Here is a 14,656-nt window from a genome sequence, read left to right as displayed (position 1 = left end):
CATAAAAAAGGCCCGGACAGATATCCGCCTCTCCGGGCCTCTTTCGTCTCTAACGCTTAGCTTTTCAGGCGTTTGTCGCGGGCAGCCAGCAATTTCAGGCGCAGCGCGTTCAACTGGATGAACCCGGCGGCGTCTTTTTGATCATAGGCTCCGGCATCATCTTCGAATGTTACATGCGCTTCGGAATACAGCGAATGATCCGACCAGCGGCCAACAGTGCGCGCGTGGCCTTTGTACAGCTTCAGGCGCACAGTACCGGTCACATGGGTTTGCGACGCGTCGATCGCGGCCTGCAACATGGTGCGTTCGGGGCTGAACCAGAAACCATTATAAATCAGTTCGGCATAGCGCGGCATCAGTTCGTCTTTCAGGTGCATCGCACCACGGTCCAGCGTGATCGATTCGATCCCGCGGTGAGCTTCCAGCAGCAATGTGCCGCCGGGGGTTTCATAGATGCCGCGTGATTTCATCCCGACAAAACGACCTTCGACCAGATCAAGACGGCCACAGCCATGCTTGCCGCCCAATTCGTTCAGCTTGGTCAGGATCGTGGCGGGCGACATTGCTTCGCCGTTGATGCTGACGGCATCGCCGCGCTCGAACCCGATTTCGACATATTCGGGCGTGTCAGGCGCATCTTCGGGCGCAACAGTGCGCTGATAGACATATTCTGGCGCATCAATTGCGGGGTCTTCCAGCACTTTGCCTTCGGAGGAGGTGTGCAGCAGGTTCGCATCAACGCTAAACGGTGCTTCGCCACGTTTGTCTTTGGCGACAGGAATCTGGTTCTTTTCGGCGAATTCAAGCAGCTTGGTGCGGCTGGTCAGATCCCATTCACGCCAAGGCGCGATTACTTTGATATCGGGGTTCAGCGCATAGGCGGCCAGTTCGAAACGAACCTGATCGTTGCCCTTGCCGGTGGCACCGTGAGCGACAGCATCGGCACCGGTTTCGGCAGCGATTTCAACCAGACGTTTGGAAATCAGCGGGCGCGCGATGGAGGTGCCAAGCAGGTACAACCCTTCGTACAACGCGTTGGCGCGGAACATCGGAAATACGAAATCGCGCACGAATTCTTCGCGGACATCTTCGATATAAATCTCGGATGCGCCCATCATTTCGGCTTTGGCGCGGGCGGGCTCAAGCTCCTCGCCCTGACCCAGATCGGCGGTGAATGTGACCACTTCACAACCGTATTCGGTCTGTAGCCATTTCAGGATGATCGACGTATCCAGCCCACCGGAATAGGCGAGCACAACTTTTTTGGGCGCTGACATGTTATTTCCTTTGCGGTTTGCATCGCGAGGTATCGGGTTTTAAAGGCGTGAGCAAGATTGAAGGCTGCGTTGACCGCACGCATTGGGGGTCGTATCGACAGTTATTCAACGCAAAGGCCGATGAAATGACTGATACGTTCAAAACCGCAGCGCAAAAAGCAACCCAAGCCATGCGTGACGTGTTCCCGCAGACACCGCTGATGCGCAACGAACATCTGTCGGAAAAATATGGCGCTGACATCTGGCTCAAGCGCGAAGACCTGAGCCCGGTAAGGTCGTACAAGCTGCGCGGTGCGTTTAACGCCATGCGCAAGGTGATCCCTGAACAGAAGCTGTTTGTCTGTGCAAGTGCGGGCAATCACGCGCAGGGTGTCGCGTTTATGTGCAGCCATTTCGGGGTGAAGGGTGTGATTTTCATGCCGGTCACGACGCCGCAGCAAAAAATCCAGAAAACCAAGATGTTTGGCGGTGCCCAGATCGAAGTGCGGCTGGTTGGCGACTATTTTGATAAAACGCTAGCTGCGGCGCAGGAATTTTGCGTAGCTGAAGGCGCGCATTTCTTGTCGCCGTTTGACGACGATGATGTGATCGAAGGGCAGGCGTCTGTCGCGGTCGAAATTGAAGAGCAGTTGGGCCGCATTCCTGATCATATTATTCTGCCGGTTGGCGGTGGCGGGCTTTCCTCGGGTATCTACAGCTATTTCGGGAAATCCTGCGAATACACGTTTGTCGAACCGAAAGGCGCGCCAAGTCTGGCCCGCGCTTTGGCCGAAGGCAGACCTGTTGATATTTCGCCGATCAATAGTTTTGTGGACGGTGCCGCGGTGGCCAAAATCGGACAGCGGAATTTTGACCGGCTCAAGGGGGTTGATCCGAAAGACGTGATAAACTTGGCCGAGGACCGGATTTGCGTAACGATCATCGAAATGCTGAATGTTGAAGGCATCGTTCTGGAGCCCGCCGGTGCCCTGTCGATCGAGGCGCTGGGCGATGTTGCGGATCAGATAAAGGGCAAGACCGTTGTGTGCGTCGCGTCAGGCGGCAATTTTGATTTCGAACGTTTGCCCGAGGTCAAAGAACGCGCCCAGCGCTATTCCGGTGTGAAAAAGTATTTCATTCTGCGCATGCCGCAGCGCCCCGGTGCGCTCAAGGAGTTTTTGAATCTTCTGGGGCCGGACGATGATATCTGCCGGTTCGAATACCTCAAGAAATCGGCCCGCAACTTTGGGTCGGTTCTGATCGGGATCGAAACGCGCAGCCCTGACAGCTTCGGGCCATTCCTGACGCAGCTAAAAGACGCCGGTTTTACCTATACCGACATCACAAATGATGAAACATTGGCGCAATTCGTGCTGTGATTTCAGCGGGTCAGGGCCATGGGTAGTGCCGACAGGAATTCCGCCTTCGATTCATAATAGGCTGATAATATTGTAGGGATATCGACCTGATCCGCGCGACCCGCCGCCGAATTTGCTTCGCCCTGCTGGCATTGTTCTGAAAATGTCGAAAACCCAAGGTTCAGGGCGCTGCCTTTAAGAAAGTGCAGATCATCACCCAGATTTTTCAGGTCGGGTGTCGTGCGCAGCCTTTCGAAAACGCTTTCTACCTCCTCGATAAAAATATCGATAATTTCAGCAAATTCTTCTTTTCCAACGTCATCACGCAAGGTGTTGATCTGTGCCCAGTCAATCATTGTGCAACCTCCATACATTCAATGGATAGACGACCAAGATTAACGGCGCGTGGGCCTGAGCCGTTTTTCTGTTCAATTTTTATGCTTCATGAGCTGTTAAATAACCGTGCAGTAGGGCGGTGTTTTCAGCTTGAGAGTTGCGCAAATAAATGCCCCAGAGCCAGCCAATCCCAGATTCAGCGCAACGTCTTGGCGTTATGCAGCTTGCCATGGTCGTGGATGATAGCAAATTGCAGCGCCGTATCCTTGGTGCGTCGCTGAAAAAATGGGGTTTCAAGGTGGTGGAAGCGGCATCAGGCCCCGAGGCCATCGAGAAATGCAAAGATCGCCTGCCTGATCTGGTCCTGAGCGATTGGGTTATGCCCGGTATGTCCGGTCTGGAATTCTGCCGTGAATTTCGCGCGTTGTCCGAAACGCAATATGGCTATTTTATTCTACTGACCTCAAAAAGTGAAAAGGCCGAAGTTGCCAAGGGGCTGGACAGTGGTGCCGACGATTTTCTAAGCAAACCGGTCGATGTTGACGAACTGCGCGCACGGATCGCGGCGGGCGAACGTATCTTGGAAATGCAGCGGCAGTTGACCGATAAAAACCTGATTATCACCCATACATTGGACGAACTTCAGCGCGTCTATGACCTGCTTGATAAGGATCTGATAGAAGCAAAGAAATTGCAGCAATCACTGGTTCGCGAACGCACCCGTGATTTTGATGGTGGAACGCTTTCGCTTTTGTTGCGGTCCAGCGGCCATGTTGGTGGGGATCTGGTGGGGTTCTTTCCGGTTAACGATACCAAACTGGGCCTGTTCGGGATCGATGTGTCCGGCCACGGCATCAGTTCCGCCCTGATGACAGCGCGGCTGGCAGGCTATCTGTCTGCTGCCGTGCCCGATCAAAACATCGCTTTGATCCTGCAAAGCAACGGAACCTATGCCATGCGTCCCCCGGACGAGGTCGTGTCCGAGCTGAACGAACTTGTGCTAAGCGAAATGGAGACAGAGCATTATTTCACGCTGCTTTTGGCCGAGGTTGATTTGACCACAGGGCATGTATCCATGTGTCAGGCCGGCCACCCCCATCCGGTTGTGCAGCGGCGTGGTGGCCAGATCGAACAGAACGGGCCGGGGGGGTTTCCTGTCGGGCTTATGGCGGGTGTCGAATATGGAAAATTCGAATTGAAATTGTTGCCGGGTGACCGGCTGCTGATTTTATCGGATGGGGTGACGGAATGCCCCAACCTCGATGGCGTAATGATTCAGGAGGAAGGCCTTGCCGATCTGCTTTATGAACTGCGCGACGTTACAGGGCCACCCTTGCTTGAGGCGATGCTGTGGAAGCTGGCCGAATTCGCGGGTCAGGGGGATTTTCCGGATGATGTGTCGGGAATTCTGTTCGAATTCACCGGGCGCTAGCGTGATATTTCTCTAGAAATGACCGGTCCCCGTCATTGCCCAGCACAGTAAGCGCTTCTTCGGCAGACAGAACGATGGTGGTGTGATCGGGTTCGATCGGATCTTTGATCTGGCGGATGGGGTGCGCAACATAAATATGGCACAGTTTTTCAGCCCAAAGGTCATATTCAGGCATATAGACAAACCGCCTGAATGCACCCAAGCGGCGGGGGTACGCGATGGACCAGCCGATTTCCTCCATCACCTCGCGGTACAGCGCCTGAAGGGGTGATTCGCCTTGATCAATACCACCACCGGGCAGCTGTACATCCACCTGCGGTGACAGTTGCGCTGTCATCAAGAACCGGTTTTTCAGGGGCAATATCGCGTAAGCACCGGGCCGCAAGGTATAGGTTTTCCCCGCCAATGGCGGCTCTCCGAATCTTCGCATGACGTGACACCCCTTTTCGTGTGGCTTGTTGCCCTTATATAGACGCGGTATGCCAATCGTCCGCCTGTAAGGAAAGCCTGATGAACCAAGGAACTAAAATCGCGTGGGACGACACCGTTCTTCCCTTTCAACTTGATGCGTCCGACATCCGGGGCCGCGTTGCCCGTCTGGATGGCGTCCTTGAAGGGATTTTGCGTCAGCACGATTACCCCGAAAAGGTCGAAGCCCTGGTCGCTGAGATGGCTTTGCTTGCCGCGTTGATTGGCCAAACGATCAAATTGAGGTGGAAATTGCAGTTGCAGGTCCAGTCAAATGGCCCCGTGCGCATGATCGCTGTTGATTATTATGGCCCCTCCGACGAAGGCGAACCGGCCCGCATCCGCGCCTATGCCAGCTTTGATGCGGATCGCATTACCGACGCGCCTGCCTTTGATCAGGTTGGCGAAGGGTATTTTGCCGTGATGATCGACCAAGGCAAAGGGATGACCCCGTATCAGGGGATCACACCACTGGCAGGTGGGTCGCTGTCTGCCTGTGCCGAAGCGTATTTTGCACAGTCCGAACAGTTGCCGACGCGGTTTCAGCTGAGTTTTGGCAAATCGTCGATGCCGACCGAGGCCGAGCATTGGCGCGCAGGTGGTGTGATGTTGCAGCATATGCCCAAAGCGTCCCCCTTTGCGGCCAAAGCCGAAGGAACCGGCGATATCCTGACGCCTGATGATCTGGTTGACGGAGAAGAAGGTGAAAACTGGCGGCGCGCCAATGTTTTGCTTGATACGGTTGACGAGCTTGAGCTGATCGGGCCGACCTTGCCGCCCACGGATTTGTTGTTGCGCCTGTTTCACGAGGAAACACCGCGCGTCTACGATACCCAACCGGTACGTTTCGGTTGTTCCTGCTCCGAAGACCGTGTGCGCCAAAGCCTGTCGATCTATTCTGCCAAGGACATCGAAAAGATGACCACGGAAGATGGCCGTGTGACCGCAGATTGCCAGTTCTGTAGCGCGCATTATGATCTTGACCCAAAGACGGTTGGATTTGAGGCCGAAGCCGCCCGTGGTGAATGATCAGATCAACCGTTTTCGGACGGCGCTGGCGCAATCGGGCGTCATGTCGTCCGATTTCGACCTGAACAAGGATGTCGTGCTGCCTGCGGATCGCGTCTTGCGGCCTGCGGGCGTCCTTGCCCCGATCATTGAAAAGAACGGCCGGCTTGAACTGATCCTGACCAAAAGGTCATCGTCGCTAAAGCACCATCCGGGGCAAATCGCGTTTCCGGGTGGCAAGCAGGACGATGGCGATGTCGATGTGATTGCCGCCGCCTTGCGTGAAGCGCGCGAAGAGATCGGGCTGCCGACTGAACTGGTCGAGGTTTTGGGCACGTTGCCTGCCCATGAAACAGTGACCAACTTTCACGTGACCCCTGTTATTGGCCTTGTTAGAGACGTTTTTGACTTTCTTCCCGAGCCCGGAGAGGTCGAAGAAGTGTTTACTGTGCCGCTAAGCCACGTGTTGAACGCCGATAATTATTTGATCCAATCGCGTCGTTGGCGTGGAAAACAGCGGCATTATTACGTTGTTCCCTACGGCCCCTATTACATTTGGGGTGCAACCGCGCGTATGCTGCGGGCATGGACAGAACGTATGACTTAACCCTTCCCGGCGACACCAGCTGGCTGGCCGATTCGGATGCGCAGGCGGTTTGCGAAGCTGTGGAAGCAGGCGGGCATCGCATTTACTTTGTTGGCGGCTGTGTGCGCAACGCGTTGTTGGGCGTGCCTGACAGCGATGTGGACATGTCGACCGATGCATTGCCTGAACGGGTGATGGCCTTGGCCGCGCGCGCTGGGCTAAAGGCCGTGCCAACGGGTGTCGAGCATGGAACGGTTACGGTCGTCTCGGGCGGTAAACCGTTCGAGGTGACAACCTTTCGTCGGGATGTTGAGACCGATGGTCGCCGCGCTGTTGTTGCGTTTTCGGACAATATTGATGACGACGCGCGCCGCCGCGATTTCACCATGAACGCGCTATATGCCGATGCGTCTGGTCGCATTATTGATCCGCTCGAGGGGATGGCAGACCTGCGTGCCCGCCGCGTGCGGTTCATCGAAGATGCGGATGCCCGCATTCGCGAGGATTACCTTAGAACGCTCCGGTATTTCCGGTTTTGTGCCTGGTACGCGGACCCAAATACCGGGTTTGATCCAGATGCCTTGTCGGCAATTGCGTCGAATACCGATGGGTTAGAGACACTGTCGGCAGAGCGGGTCGGTGCCGAGATGAAAAAGCTTTTGCTGGCACCGGACCCGGCACCATCCTTGGCAGTTATGCGCCAGACCGGGGTGTTGCCCACGGTATTGCCCGGATCGGATGACCGTTGGGTCGGCATGTTAGTGCATTTTGAACAGCTTGCAGGGCTGTCGATCAACTGGTTGTGGCGGCTTGCCGCACTTGGCGGGGATGATGTGGCAGAGCGGCTTAAGCTAAGCAAAGCCGACGCGCGAGAGTTGGAGCGCTTGAGGATTGCCGCGTATGAAGGGCCGGGCCTTGCAGAAATCGCCTATCGAAATGGTGAGGGGATTGCGCAGGGTGCGTTGCTGCTTCGGGCCTGTATGGCTGAAACTCCGCCCGATTTACCAATGTTAGAGACGATTCATCACGCAGCCCAAGCCGTCTTTCCTATCAAGGCAGGTGATCTGATGCCTGACTATTCAGGGCCCACGCTTGGCAAACGTCTAAAACAGCTAGAGACGGTATGGATCGCATCGGATTTTACCGCCGATCCTGCAACTTTATTGAATACACCGGATAATTGATCGCAACGGATGGCTTTTTGTCACCAACGGTCAATATTTCAAACCAAACCGTTGGAAAATGCCTGCCATGTTTCGTTTTTTTGAAAACCTCGTCGACCCCTATGTCGATTACCCCGAGCAGGACACACCGCCAACCGGGCTGTGGGCGTTTTTTCGCGACTATAGCCAGCCGTTCAAAAAGGTATTCATCCTGACTGGCATCATGTCGATTGTCGTCGCCGCGATCGAAATCGGGCTGATCTATTACATGGGGCGTCTGGTGGATCTGCTGGATGGGTCGCCGGCAGAGGTTTGGCAAACATACGGGACTGAATTCATCTTGGTCGGTTTGTTCATTCTGATCCTGCGGCCTGCGTTGCAAGCTTTGGATGTGTTGCTGCTGAACAACGCGATTATGCCCAACTATGGCACGTTGTTTCGCTGGCGCGCGCACCGGCAGGTGTTGCGGCAATCGGTCGGCTGGTTCGAGGATGACTTTGCCGGGCGCATTGCCAACAGGATCATGCAAACACCCCCCGCCGCCGGAGAGGTCGTGTTTCAGGTTTTTGACGCGATATCCTATTCCTTGGCTTATCTGATCGGGGCTGCGATCTTGCTGACAACGTCGGATTGGCAGTTGCTGGTTCCGCTGGTGATTTGGTTTACGCTTTATGCGCTGCTGACCCGTTGGACGGTCAAGCGTGTCGGCGTCGCGTCCAAAGCGGCGTCAGATGCCCGGTCCGAGGTCACGGGGCGGGTCGTTGACAGCTATACCAACATCCATTCGGTCAAGATGTTCGCGCATCATGACCGCGAGGTGAATTATGCCAAGTCAGCGATCGAAAATGCCCGCAAAACCTTTCAAAAGGAAATGCGCATTTTCACGGTGATGGACGTGTGTCTGGTCACTTTGAACGGGTTTTTGATCGTTGGTGTCGTGGGCTGGGCGTTCTTTTTGTGGTCTAACGGGCACGCCACGGTTGGTGCCGTGACAGCCGCCGCTGCGCTGACCTTGCGGCTGAACTCCATGACCGCCTGGATCATGTGGGCGCTATCGACGTTCTTTCAGCAGCTTGGCGTCGTCGCCGAAGGGATGGAGACGATTGCCCAGCCGATAACCCTTGTGGATGATGCGGGTGCGGCGGCGCTTGATCTGACCAAGGGGCGGGTCGAGATGATCGGTTTGTCCCATCACTATGGCCGCGGGTCGGGGGGATTGGACAAGGTTGATCTGGTCGTGAAACCCGGTGAAAAGATTGGGTTGATCGGGCGGTCGGGTGCCGGAAAATCGACCCTGGTAAAGCTGCTTTTGCGGTTTTACGATCCCGAAACCGGTCAGATTTTGATCGACGGTCAGGACATCACCAAGGTCGGTCAGGACAGCCTGCGCCAGAACATCGGCATGGTGCAGCAAGACAGCGCGCTGTTGCACCGCACCATCCGCGAAAACATTCTATACGGCAGGCCAACCGCCACGAATGACGAGGTGGTCGCCGCCGCCAAGCAAGCCCAAGCGCATGATTTCATCACCGATCTGGCAGATGCCGACGGACGGTCGGGCTATGACGCGCAAGTCGGTGAACGGGGGGTCAAGCTGTCGGGTGGGCAGCGGCAGCGCATCGCCTTGGCGCGTGTCATTCTGAAAAACGCCCCGATCCTGCTGCTGGACGAAGCAACGAGCGCGCTGGACAGCGAGGTTGAAGCCGCCATTCAGGAAACGCTGTACGGGATGATGGAAGGCAAGACCGTCATCGCCATCGCGCACCGTCTGTCGACGATTGCTGAAATGGACCGCATTCTGGTGATGGACGCCGGGCGCATCGTCGAAGAAGGCACCCATGAGATGCTTTTGGCGAATGGCGGGCTATATGCTGATTTCTGGGGCCGGCAATCCGGCGGGTTCCTCAAGACGGAAGATTTGTGAAGATGAAGATTGCCAATTGGATTGACCCCTTTGCTCCCGCAGATGGCGACCCGCCGCAGCGTTTACTGCCGTTCTTTGGCTGGACGCTCAAAGGGTGCGGCTATGCGTTGGCTTTGGCGGCCGTGCTTTCCATCGCGGCAGGTGTGGTCGAAGTCTTGGCGGCGCTGGTGTTGGGCTGGGTGGTGGACGCCGCATTGTCATCGACGCCAAGCGCGGTTTTCAGCGATCAGACGGGTTTGATGATCGGCTGTCTGGGGTTCTTTTTGGTCCTGCGGCCGCTGATTTTCGGCGTTAGTTCTTATATGCAGTCCATTGTCGTGGGGCCGAATGTGTTCAACATCGCCCTGTCGCGGCTGCACCGCTATACCTTGGGGCAGGCGGTTACGTTTTTCGACAATGATTTTGCGGGCCGGATTTCGCAAAAGGAAATGCAGACCAGCCGCGCCCTGACCGATGTGGTGATTGAAATGATCCACACAGTGTTGTTCGCGGCGGCGTCTTTTGTCGGGGCTGTGATGCTGCTGGGAACGGTGGATTGGCGGATTGCGGCAGGGCTGGTGTTGTGGATGGTCGGATATGTCTTTTTGATCCGTCATTTCATGCCCCGCGTCCGCAAGTTTTCGCAGGCGCGTGCCGGTGCGCGGGCGATGGTGACTGGGCAGGTGGTTGATACCATCACCAATATCAAAACCGTGAAACTATTCGCCCATGCCGATTTCGAAGACCGTGCCGCCCTTGGCGCGATGAACAAGTTTTTGGACACAAGCCTTGATTTTGGCCGTGTTAGTGTCTCTTTTCGGTTTTGGCTGATGACGATTGCGGGGCTTTTGCCGGTGCTGCTGGTTGGCGGTGCGCTTTGGTATTGGTCGCTGGGTTTGGTGACGGCGGGCGATATCGCGGCAACGGGTGCGGTGTCTTTGCGCTTGGCGCAGATGACGGGCTGGGTCAGCTTTACGCTGATGGGGCTTTACGCAAACATGGGCGAAGTCGAAGACGGCATGCGCACATTGACCCCGCGCCAGCAGTTGCGTGATGTCTCTGGTGCGCAGGATCTGGTTGTGGACCGCGGTGCAATCACGCTGGACGATATCCGCTTTACCTATGGCCGCGAGGCCGGAGGCGTCGAACATCTGGCGCTGGATATCAAACCGGGTGAAAAGCTGGGCATCGTCGGGGCGTCAGGGGCGGGCAAGTCCAGCCTCGTTTCGCTCCTGCTTCGGCTCTATACCTTGGAGGAAGGGCGCATTCTGATCGACGGTCAGGATATCGCCAACGTCACGCAGGAAAGCCTGCGGCGTCAGATCGGGATGGTCACGCAGGAAACCGCGATGTTCAACCGGTCGGCCTTTGACAACATCCGCTATGGCAAACCCGACGCGACCGAGGAAGAAGTGATTGCCGCCGCCACCAAGGCCGAGGCGCATGAGTTTATCAAGAACATGCAAGACCACACAGGGCGCAAAGGCTATGCTGCGCATCTGGGCGAACGGGGTGTAAAACTGTCCGGCGGACAACGCCAGCGCATCGCCTTGGCCCGTGCGATCTTGAAAGACGCCCCGATCCTGATTTTGGACGAAGCAACAAGCGCGCTGGACAGCGAGGTCGAAGCCGCCATTCAAACCGCGCTGACCCGGGTGATGGAAGGCAAAACCGTTGTTGCCATCGCGCACCGTCTGTCGACCCTGACCGAGATGGACAGGATCGCCGTTATGGAAGCTGGCCGGATCGTTGAAATCGGAACCCATGATGCGCTGCTGGCGCAAAACGGGTTGTATGCGCGCTATTGGCAACGCCAGTCCGGCGGGTTTCTTGATATCAAGGCCGCTGAATAGGGGCTTTTGCTGGCGCTTCCTTCGCGCTATGCGCGGTGTATGACAGAATATGTAATTCAGCGACTTGGTCACCTGGGCGACGGCATTGCCGCCGGCCCGCTTTTTGCCCCCATGACTTTACCGGGAGAGGTCGTCACAGGTACGCCCGACGGGCAAACCCTGACCGACATCCGCATCGTTAAGCCTTCGGAACACCGCGTTGCGGCACCGTGCAGGCATTTCAAAGCCTGCGGCGGTTGCCAGTTGCAGCACGCCTCGGACAGTTTCGTGGCGGATTTCAAGATGGGTGTCGTCAAGGCATCGCTTGATGCACACGGGATCGAGACGGTTTTCAAGCCGATCCAGACCTCGCCACCGCAATCACGTCGCCGCGCGACCTTTGCCGCCAAGCGCACCAAAAAGGGCGCGATGGCCGGGTTCCATGGGCGCGGATCAGACGTGGTGATCGAAATACCGGGTTGCCAGTTGCTGGACCCTGCGGTGATGGCCGCGATCCCGATCGCGGAACAACTGGCCGTTGTTGGCACCAGCCGCAAGGCTGCCTTGGCCGTCACCGTGACGACCTCGCGGGCGGGGCTGGATATTTCGGTTCAGAACGGCAAGCCGCTGGATGGGCCGTTGCGTCAGGAGCTAGCGCATCTGTGTGATAAGCTGGGCCTTGCCCGTCTGACGTGGGATGGCGACGTGATCGCCATGCGGACGCCGCCGGTTCAACGCTTTGGCGTGGCCAAGGTAACCCCGCCCCCCGGTTCGTTTTTGCAAGCGACCCCGCAAGGCGAGGCATCTTTGGTGACTGCCGTGCGTGACGCGGTCGGGTCTGCCCGTCATGTGATCGACCTGTTCGCCGGTTGTGGCACGTTCAGCCTGCCGCTGGCCGAAAACGCCGAAGTACACGCCGTTGAAGGGGACGCTGGCATGACAGCGGCGCTGGATCACGGTTGGCGCATGGCGAAGGGGCTAAAGCCCGTTACGTTTGAGACACGCGATCTGTTCCGCCGTCCGTTGTTACCGGATGAACTGGCCAAAACCGATGCGGTCGTCCTGGACCCGCCCCGCGCCGGAGCCGAAGCGCAGGTGGCCGAGATCGTCAAAGCAATGCCGCCTGTCGTGGCCTATGTGTCATGCAACCCTGTGACTTTTTCGCGGGATGCTGCCGTTTTGATCGCTGCGGGATATACGCTTAATTGGGTTCAGGTTGTTGACCAATTCCGCTGGTCTTCCCATGTGGAGCTTGCGGCGCAGTTCACTGCCCCCGAGGTCAAACGCAAACACAGATAGGCAGCACATCCATGGGCGAACGTCTTAATGCCTGGGTCGAATCCCCGGCAGTCGGCAATTTCATTATTGGTGTGATTGTTTTCAATGCGGCATTGCTTGGGATGGAAACCTCGCGAAGCCTGATGGAATCTTTTGGCCCGACGATCCTGTTTCTTGATTCCGTCTGCCTTGCGATTTTCATCATTGAAATCACGCTCAAGATCATCGGGCGGGGCACCGGTTTTTTCAAAAACGGCTGGAATCTGTTCGACTTTGCAGTTGTGGCGATTGCTTTGGTGCCGGCGGTGCAAGGGCTGTCGGTTCTGCGGGCGCTTCGGATTTTGCGTGTCTTGCGGGTGATTTCGGTCGCCCCGCGTTTGCGCCGCGTCGTCGAAGGGTTCATCACCGCATTGCCGGGCATGGGGTCGGTGTTCTTACTGATGACGATCATTTTCTACATCGGGTCTGTGATCGCGACCAAGCTGTTTGGCAGTGCGTTCCCTGAATGGTTCGGGTCGCTGCCTGCCAGCGCATATTCGCTGTTCCAGATCATGACATTGGAAAGCTGGTCCATGGGAATCGTCCGCCCCGTAATGGAGGTTTACCCCTATGCGTGGGTGTTTTTCGTGCCGTTCATTCTGATGACAACCTTTGCCGTGGTGAACCTGTTGGTCGGTTTGATCGTCAATTCGATGCAAGACGCGCATCAGGCAGACGAGGTGCAGCGCACGGATGTTTACCGCGAAGAAGTCATGCGCAAGCTCGATTTGATCGAACGACAGTTGGCTGGAAAACAGCAACAGTAACGGCTTTTTGACCTCGAAAATTTTTGCTACATGCTAGGCGAAGCTGATAAAGGTCGAAAAGGCCGTGGCGAAACGAGGCATGTAAATGAAACGCAGAAATTTGATCTTGGGGGGCACCGCATTGGTGGCCCTTGGTGCGTGTGGCGGTGACAGCAAATTCAAGCGGTATAGTGGCCCCGAGGTCACCTATGTGATCGTCAACAAGGCGGACCGCCGGATGTACTTGATGCACAAGGACAAGGTGCTTGAGTCCTATGACTTCAAGTTGGGCTTTGCGCCTGTCGGGCATAAGCTGCACGAGGGCGATGGTAAAACACCCGAGGGTTTGTATCTGATTGACCGTCGCAATCCGAACAGCAAGTTCCACTTGTCGCTTGGAATATCGTACCCCAACGAAGAAGACCGCGCGCGCGCTGCAGCGTTGAATAAAAAGCCCGGTGGCGATATCTTTATTCACGGGCAGAAAAGGCCCGGTGAAAAGAACCGTCACGATTGGACGTGGGGCTGCATTTCAGTCACTAACAAAGAGATCGAGGATATTTATGCGATGGTGGGAGATGGCACGCCTATCGCGTTGAACCCCTAGCGTATCCTTCGGGGAATTGGCGAAAAGTAACCCGCCGGGTTACTTGCCAATGACCAAGGTCCACCAGATTTTGCCATTGCTTTCCTGGTGCCACGAAAAGCCCATGTTCACGGCATCGGATGCCATGATGATGCGGCGGGTATCGGGCTGTTCCATCCAGGCAGCGAGGGTTTCCATCTCGGTTTCGTAGGTTTCCGAGATAACTTCGCCAACCAACGCGCCTGTGTATCCAACGCGCTGGATGCGATCCACTGGGGATGATCCGTCAGAGCCAAAGTGCCAAGGGCGGTTCTGGTTCGCCATATCGAGGGAATGTGTCGCGGCGGCAGCGTTCAGTTTGGCATCAAGCTGAAGCTGGGACAGGCCGGATGCGTTGCGCAATGCGTTGACCGAATCAAGCATACGGAACTGGAGTTTTCCGGAATCGCTGCGGCCGATGCGGTATACTTTTGGCAGCGCTTTGCCATCGGTGCCCATTGTGGTTGGTGCAGGCGTACAGGCGGCCAACGCCACGGACAGGGCAATCAGGATGGAAAATAGACGGATCATGGCGCAGCTCCACTCAATTTGGTTTTTGATCCCTTACCCTGACCAGCGTTGCAGATCAAACGCACATCAGCGTGAGTGCGCCTGTTAACGTCGGT

The 14,656-nt window shown here is 56.4% G+C and carries 14 protein-coding genes; 10 read left to right on the top strand and 4 right to left on the bottom strand.

The window, feature by feature from the left end; genetic code table 11:
- Positions 1–56: 56 nt before the first annotated feature.
- Positions 57–1,277 carry an argininosuccinate synthase gene (locus HGT1_RS12545; protein WP_176250297.1) on the bottom strand — a complete coding sequence of 407 codons (1,221 nt, stop codon included), beginning with the start codon at positions 1,275–1,277 and terminating at the stop codon, positions 57–59.
- 125 nt (positions 1,278–1,402) lie between these two features.
- On the opposite strand from HGT1_RS12545, the gene ilvA reads away from it, so the two are divergent.
- On the top strand, positions 1,403–2,635 hold the full coding sequence (gene ilvA / locus HGT1_RS12540) for a threonine ammonia-lyase IlvA (RefSeq protein ID WP_176250296.1): 1,233 nt from the start codon (positions 1,403–1,405) through the stop codon (positions 2,633–2,635).
- Positions 2,636–2,637: 2 nt separating this feature from the next.
- Here the strand turns inward: ilvA and HGT1_RS12535 are convergent, their stop codons facing one another.
- Positions 2,638–2,970, bottom strand: a complete 333-nt coding sequence (locus tag HGT1_RS12535; RefSeq protein ID WP_176250295.1) for an Hpt domain-containing protein — start codon at positions 2,968–2,970, stop codon at positions 2,638–2,640.
- Between the two features lie 209 nt (positions 2,971–3,179).
- Between HGT1_RS12535 and HGT1_RS12530 the strand changes: the two genes are divergently transcribed.
- On the top strand, positions 3,180–4,382 hold the full coding sequence (locus HGT1_RS12530; RefSeq protein WP_255200192.1) for a fused response regulator/phosphatase: 1,203 nt from the start codon (positions 3,180–3,182) through the stop codon (positions 4,380–4,382).
- On the opposite strand, the gene HGT1_RS12525 is transcribed toward HGT1_RS12530, so the two are convergent.
- Positions 4,369–4,812, bottom strand: a complete 444-nt coding sequence (locus HGT1_RS12525) for an NUDIX domain-containing protein (RefSeq protein ID WP_176250293.1) — start codon at positions 4,810–4,812, stop codon at positions 4,369–4,371. The two genes, HGT1_RS12530 and HGT1_RS12525, sit on opposite strands and share 14 nt — an antisense overlap.
- Before the next feature lie 80 nt (positions 4,813–4,892).
- On the opposite strand from HGT1_RS12525, the gene HGT1_RS12520 reads away from it, so the two are divergent.
- From HGT1_RS12520 to HGT1_RS12485, 8 genes are all read left to right on the top strand, one after another.
- The gene (locus HGT1_RS12520) at positions 4,893–5,879 is read left to right on the top strand and encodes an Hsp33 family molecular chaperone HslO (RefSeq protein WP_176250292.1); all 987 of its coding nucleotides are present in this window, start codon (positions 4,893–4,895) and stop codon (positions 5,877–5,879) included.
- 43 nt (positions 5,880–5,922) lie between these two features.
- Positions 5,923–6,465: a CoA pyrophosphatase gene (locus HGT1_RS12515; RefSeq protein WP_255200204.1), complete on the top strand. Its 543-nt coding sequence runs from the start codon at positions 5,923–5,925 to the stop codon at positions 6,463–6,465.
- Complete coding sequence (locus HGT1_RS12510) at positions 6,444–7,628, top strand: CCA tRNA nucleotidyltransferase (protein WP_176250290.1); 1,185 nt, start codon at positions 6,444–6,446, stop codon at positions 7,626–7,628. Before HGT1_RS12515 ends, HGT1_RS12510 begins: the two co-directional genes overlap by 22 nt.
- 67 nt (positions 7,629–7,695) lie before the next feature.
- Positions 7,696–9,531 (top strand): ABC transporter ATP-binding protein, encoded by a 1,836-nt coding sequence (locus tag HGT1_RS12505; RefSeq protein WP_176250289.1) that lies wholly within the window; start codon positions 7,696–7,698, stop codon positions 9,529–9,531.
- Positions 9,532–9,533: 2 nt separating this feature from the next.
- Positions 9,534–11,363, top strand: coding sequence for an ABC transporter ATP-binding protein (locus HGT1_RS12500; RefSeq protein ID WP_176250288.1), 1,830 nt, complete (start codon positions 9,534–9,536; stop codon positions 11,361–11,363).
- 39 nt (positions 11,364–11,402) lie between these two features.
- Positions 11,403–12,641, top strand: a complete 1,239-nt coding sequence (locus tag HGT1_RS12495) for a class I SAM-dependent RNA methyltransferase (protein WP_176250287.1) — start codon at positions 11,403–11,405, stop codon at positions 12,639–12,641.
- An 11-nt stretch (positions 12,642–12,652) separates the two neighbouring features.
- The gene (locus HGT1_RS12490; RefSeq protein WP_176250286.1) at positions 12,653–13,426 is read left to right on the top strand and encodes an ion transporter; all 774 of its coding nucleotides are present in this window, start codon (positions 12,653–12,655) and stop codon (positions 13,424–13,426) included.
- A gap of 85 nt (positions 13,427–13,511) precedes the next feature.
- Positions 13,512–14,012, top strand: a complete 501-nt coding sequence (locus tag HGT1_RS12485) for a murein L,D-transpeptidase family protein (RefSeq protein WP_176250285.1) — start codon at positions 13,512–13,514, stop codon at positions 14,010–14,012.
- Between the two features lie 39 nt (positions 14,013–14,051).
- Here the strand turns inward: HGT1_RS12485 and HGT1_RS12480 are convergent, their stop codons facing one another.
- Positions 14,052–14,561, bottom strand: a complete 510-nt coding sequence (locus HGT1_RS12480) for a CAP domain-containing protein (protein ID WP_176250284.1) — start codon at positions 14,559–14,561, stop codon at positions 14,052–14,054.
- Positions 14,562–14,656: the final 95 nt, after the last annotated feature.

The organism is Sulfitobacter sp. HGT1 (assembly GCF_013282155.1).
Classification (GTDB): Bacteria; Pseudomonadota; Alphaproteobacteria; order Rhodobacterales; family Rhodobacteraceae; genus Sulfitobacter.
Note: the sequence above shows the minus strand (reverse complement) of the source record. Positions and strands in the feature narration are given on the sequence as shown.

Coding starts and splice junctions, on each gene's coding strand:
- HGT1_RS12485 (WP_176250285.1), top strand. CDS start 13,512: ATGAAACGCAGAAATTTGATCTTGGGGGGCACCGCATTGGTGGCCCTT.
- HGT1_RS12495 (WP_176250287.1), top strand. CDS start 11,403: ATGACAGAATATGTAATTCAGCGACTTGGTCACCTGGGCGACGGCATT.
- HGT1_RS12500 (WP_176250288.1), top strand. CDS start 9,534: ATGAAGATTGCCAATTGGATTGACCCCTTTGCTCCCGCAGATGGCGAC.
- HGT1_RS12480 (WP_176250284.1), bottom strand. CDS start 14,561: ATGATCCGTCTATTTTCCATCCTGATTGCCCTGTCCGTGGCGTTGGCC.
- HGT1_RS12505 (WP_176250289.1), top strand. CDS start 7,696: ATGTTTCGTTTTTTTGAAAACCTCGTCGACCCCTATGTCGATTACCCC.
- HGT1_RS12490 (WP_176250286.1), top strand. CDS start 12,653: ATGGGCGAACGTCTTAATGCCTGGGTCGAATCCCCGGCAGTCGGCAAT.
- ilvA (WP_176250296.1), top strand. CDS start 1,403: ATGACTGATACGTTCAAAACCGCAGCGCAAAAAGCAACCCAAGCCATG.
- HGT1_RS12530 (WP_255200192.1), top strand. CDS start 3,180: ATGGTCGTGGATGATAGCAAATTGCAGCGCCGTATCCTTGGTGCGTCG.
- HGT1_RS12525 (WP_176250293.1), bottom strand. CDS start 4,812: ATGCGAAGATTCGGAGAGCCGCCATTGGCGGGGAAAACCTATACCTTG.
- HGT1_RS12545 (WP_176250297.1), bottom strand. CDS start 1,277: ATGTCAGCGCCCAAAAAAGTTGTGCTCGCCTATTCCGGTGGGCTGGAT.
- HGT1_RS12520 (WP_176250292.1), top strand. CDS start 4,893: ATGAACCAAGGAACTAAAATCGCGTGGGACGACACCGTTCTTCCCTTT.
- HGT1_RS12535 (WP_176250295.1), bottom strand. CDS start 2,970: ATGATTGACTGGGCACAGATCAACACCTTGCGTGATGACGTTGGAAAA.
- HGT1_RS12510 (WP_176250290.1), top strand. CDS start 6,444: ATGGACAGAACGTATGACTTAACCCTTCCCGGCGACACCAGCTGGCTG.
- HGT1_RS12515 (WP_255200204.1), top strand. CDS start 5,923: ATGTCGTCCGATTTCGACCTGAACAAGGATGTCGTGCTGCCTGCGGAT.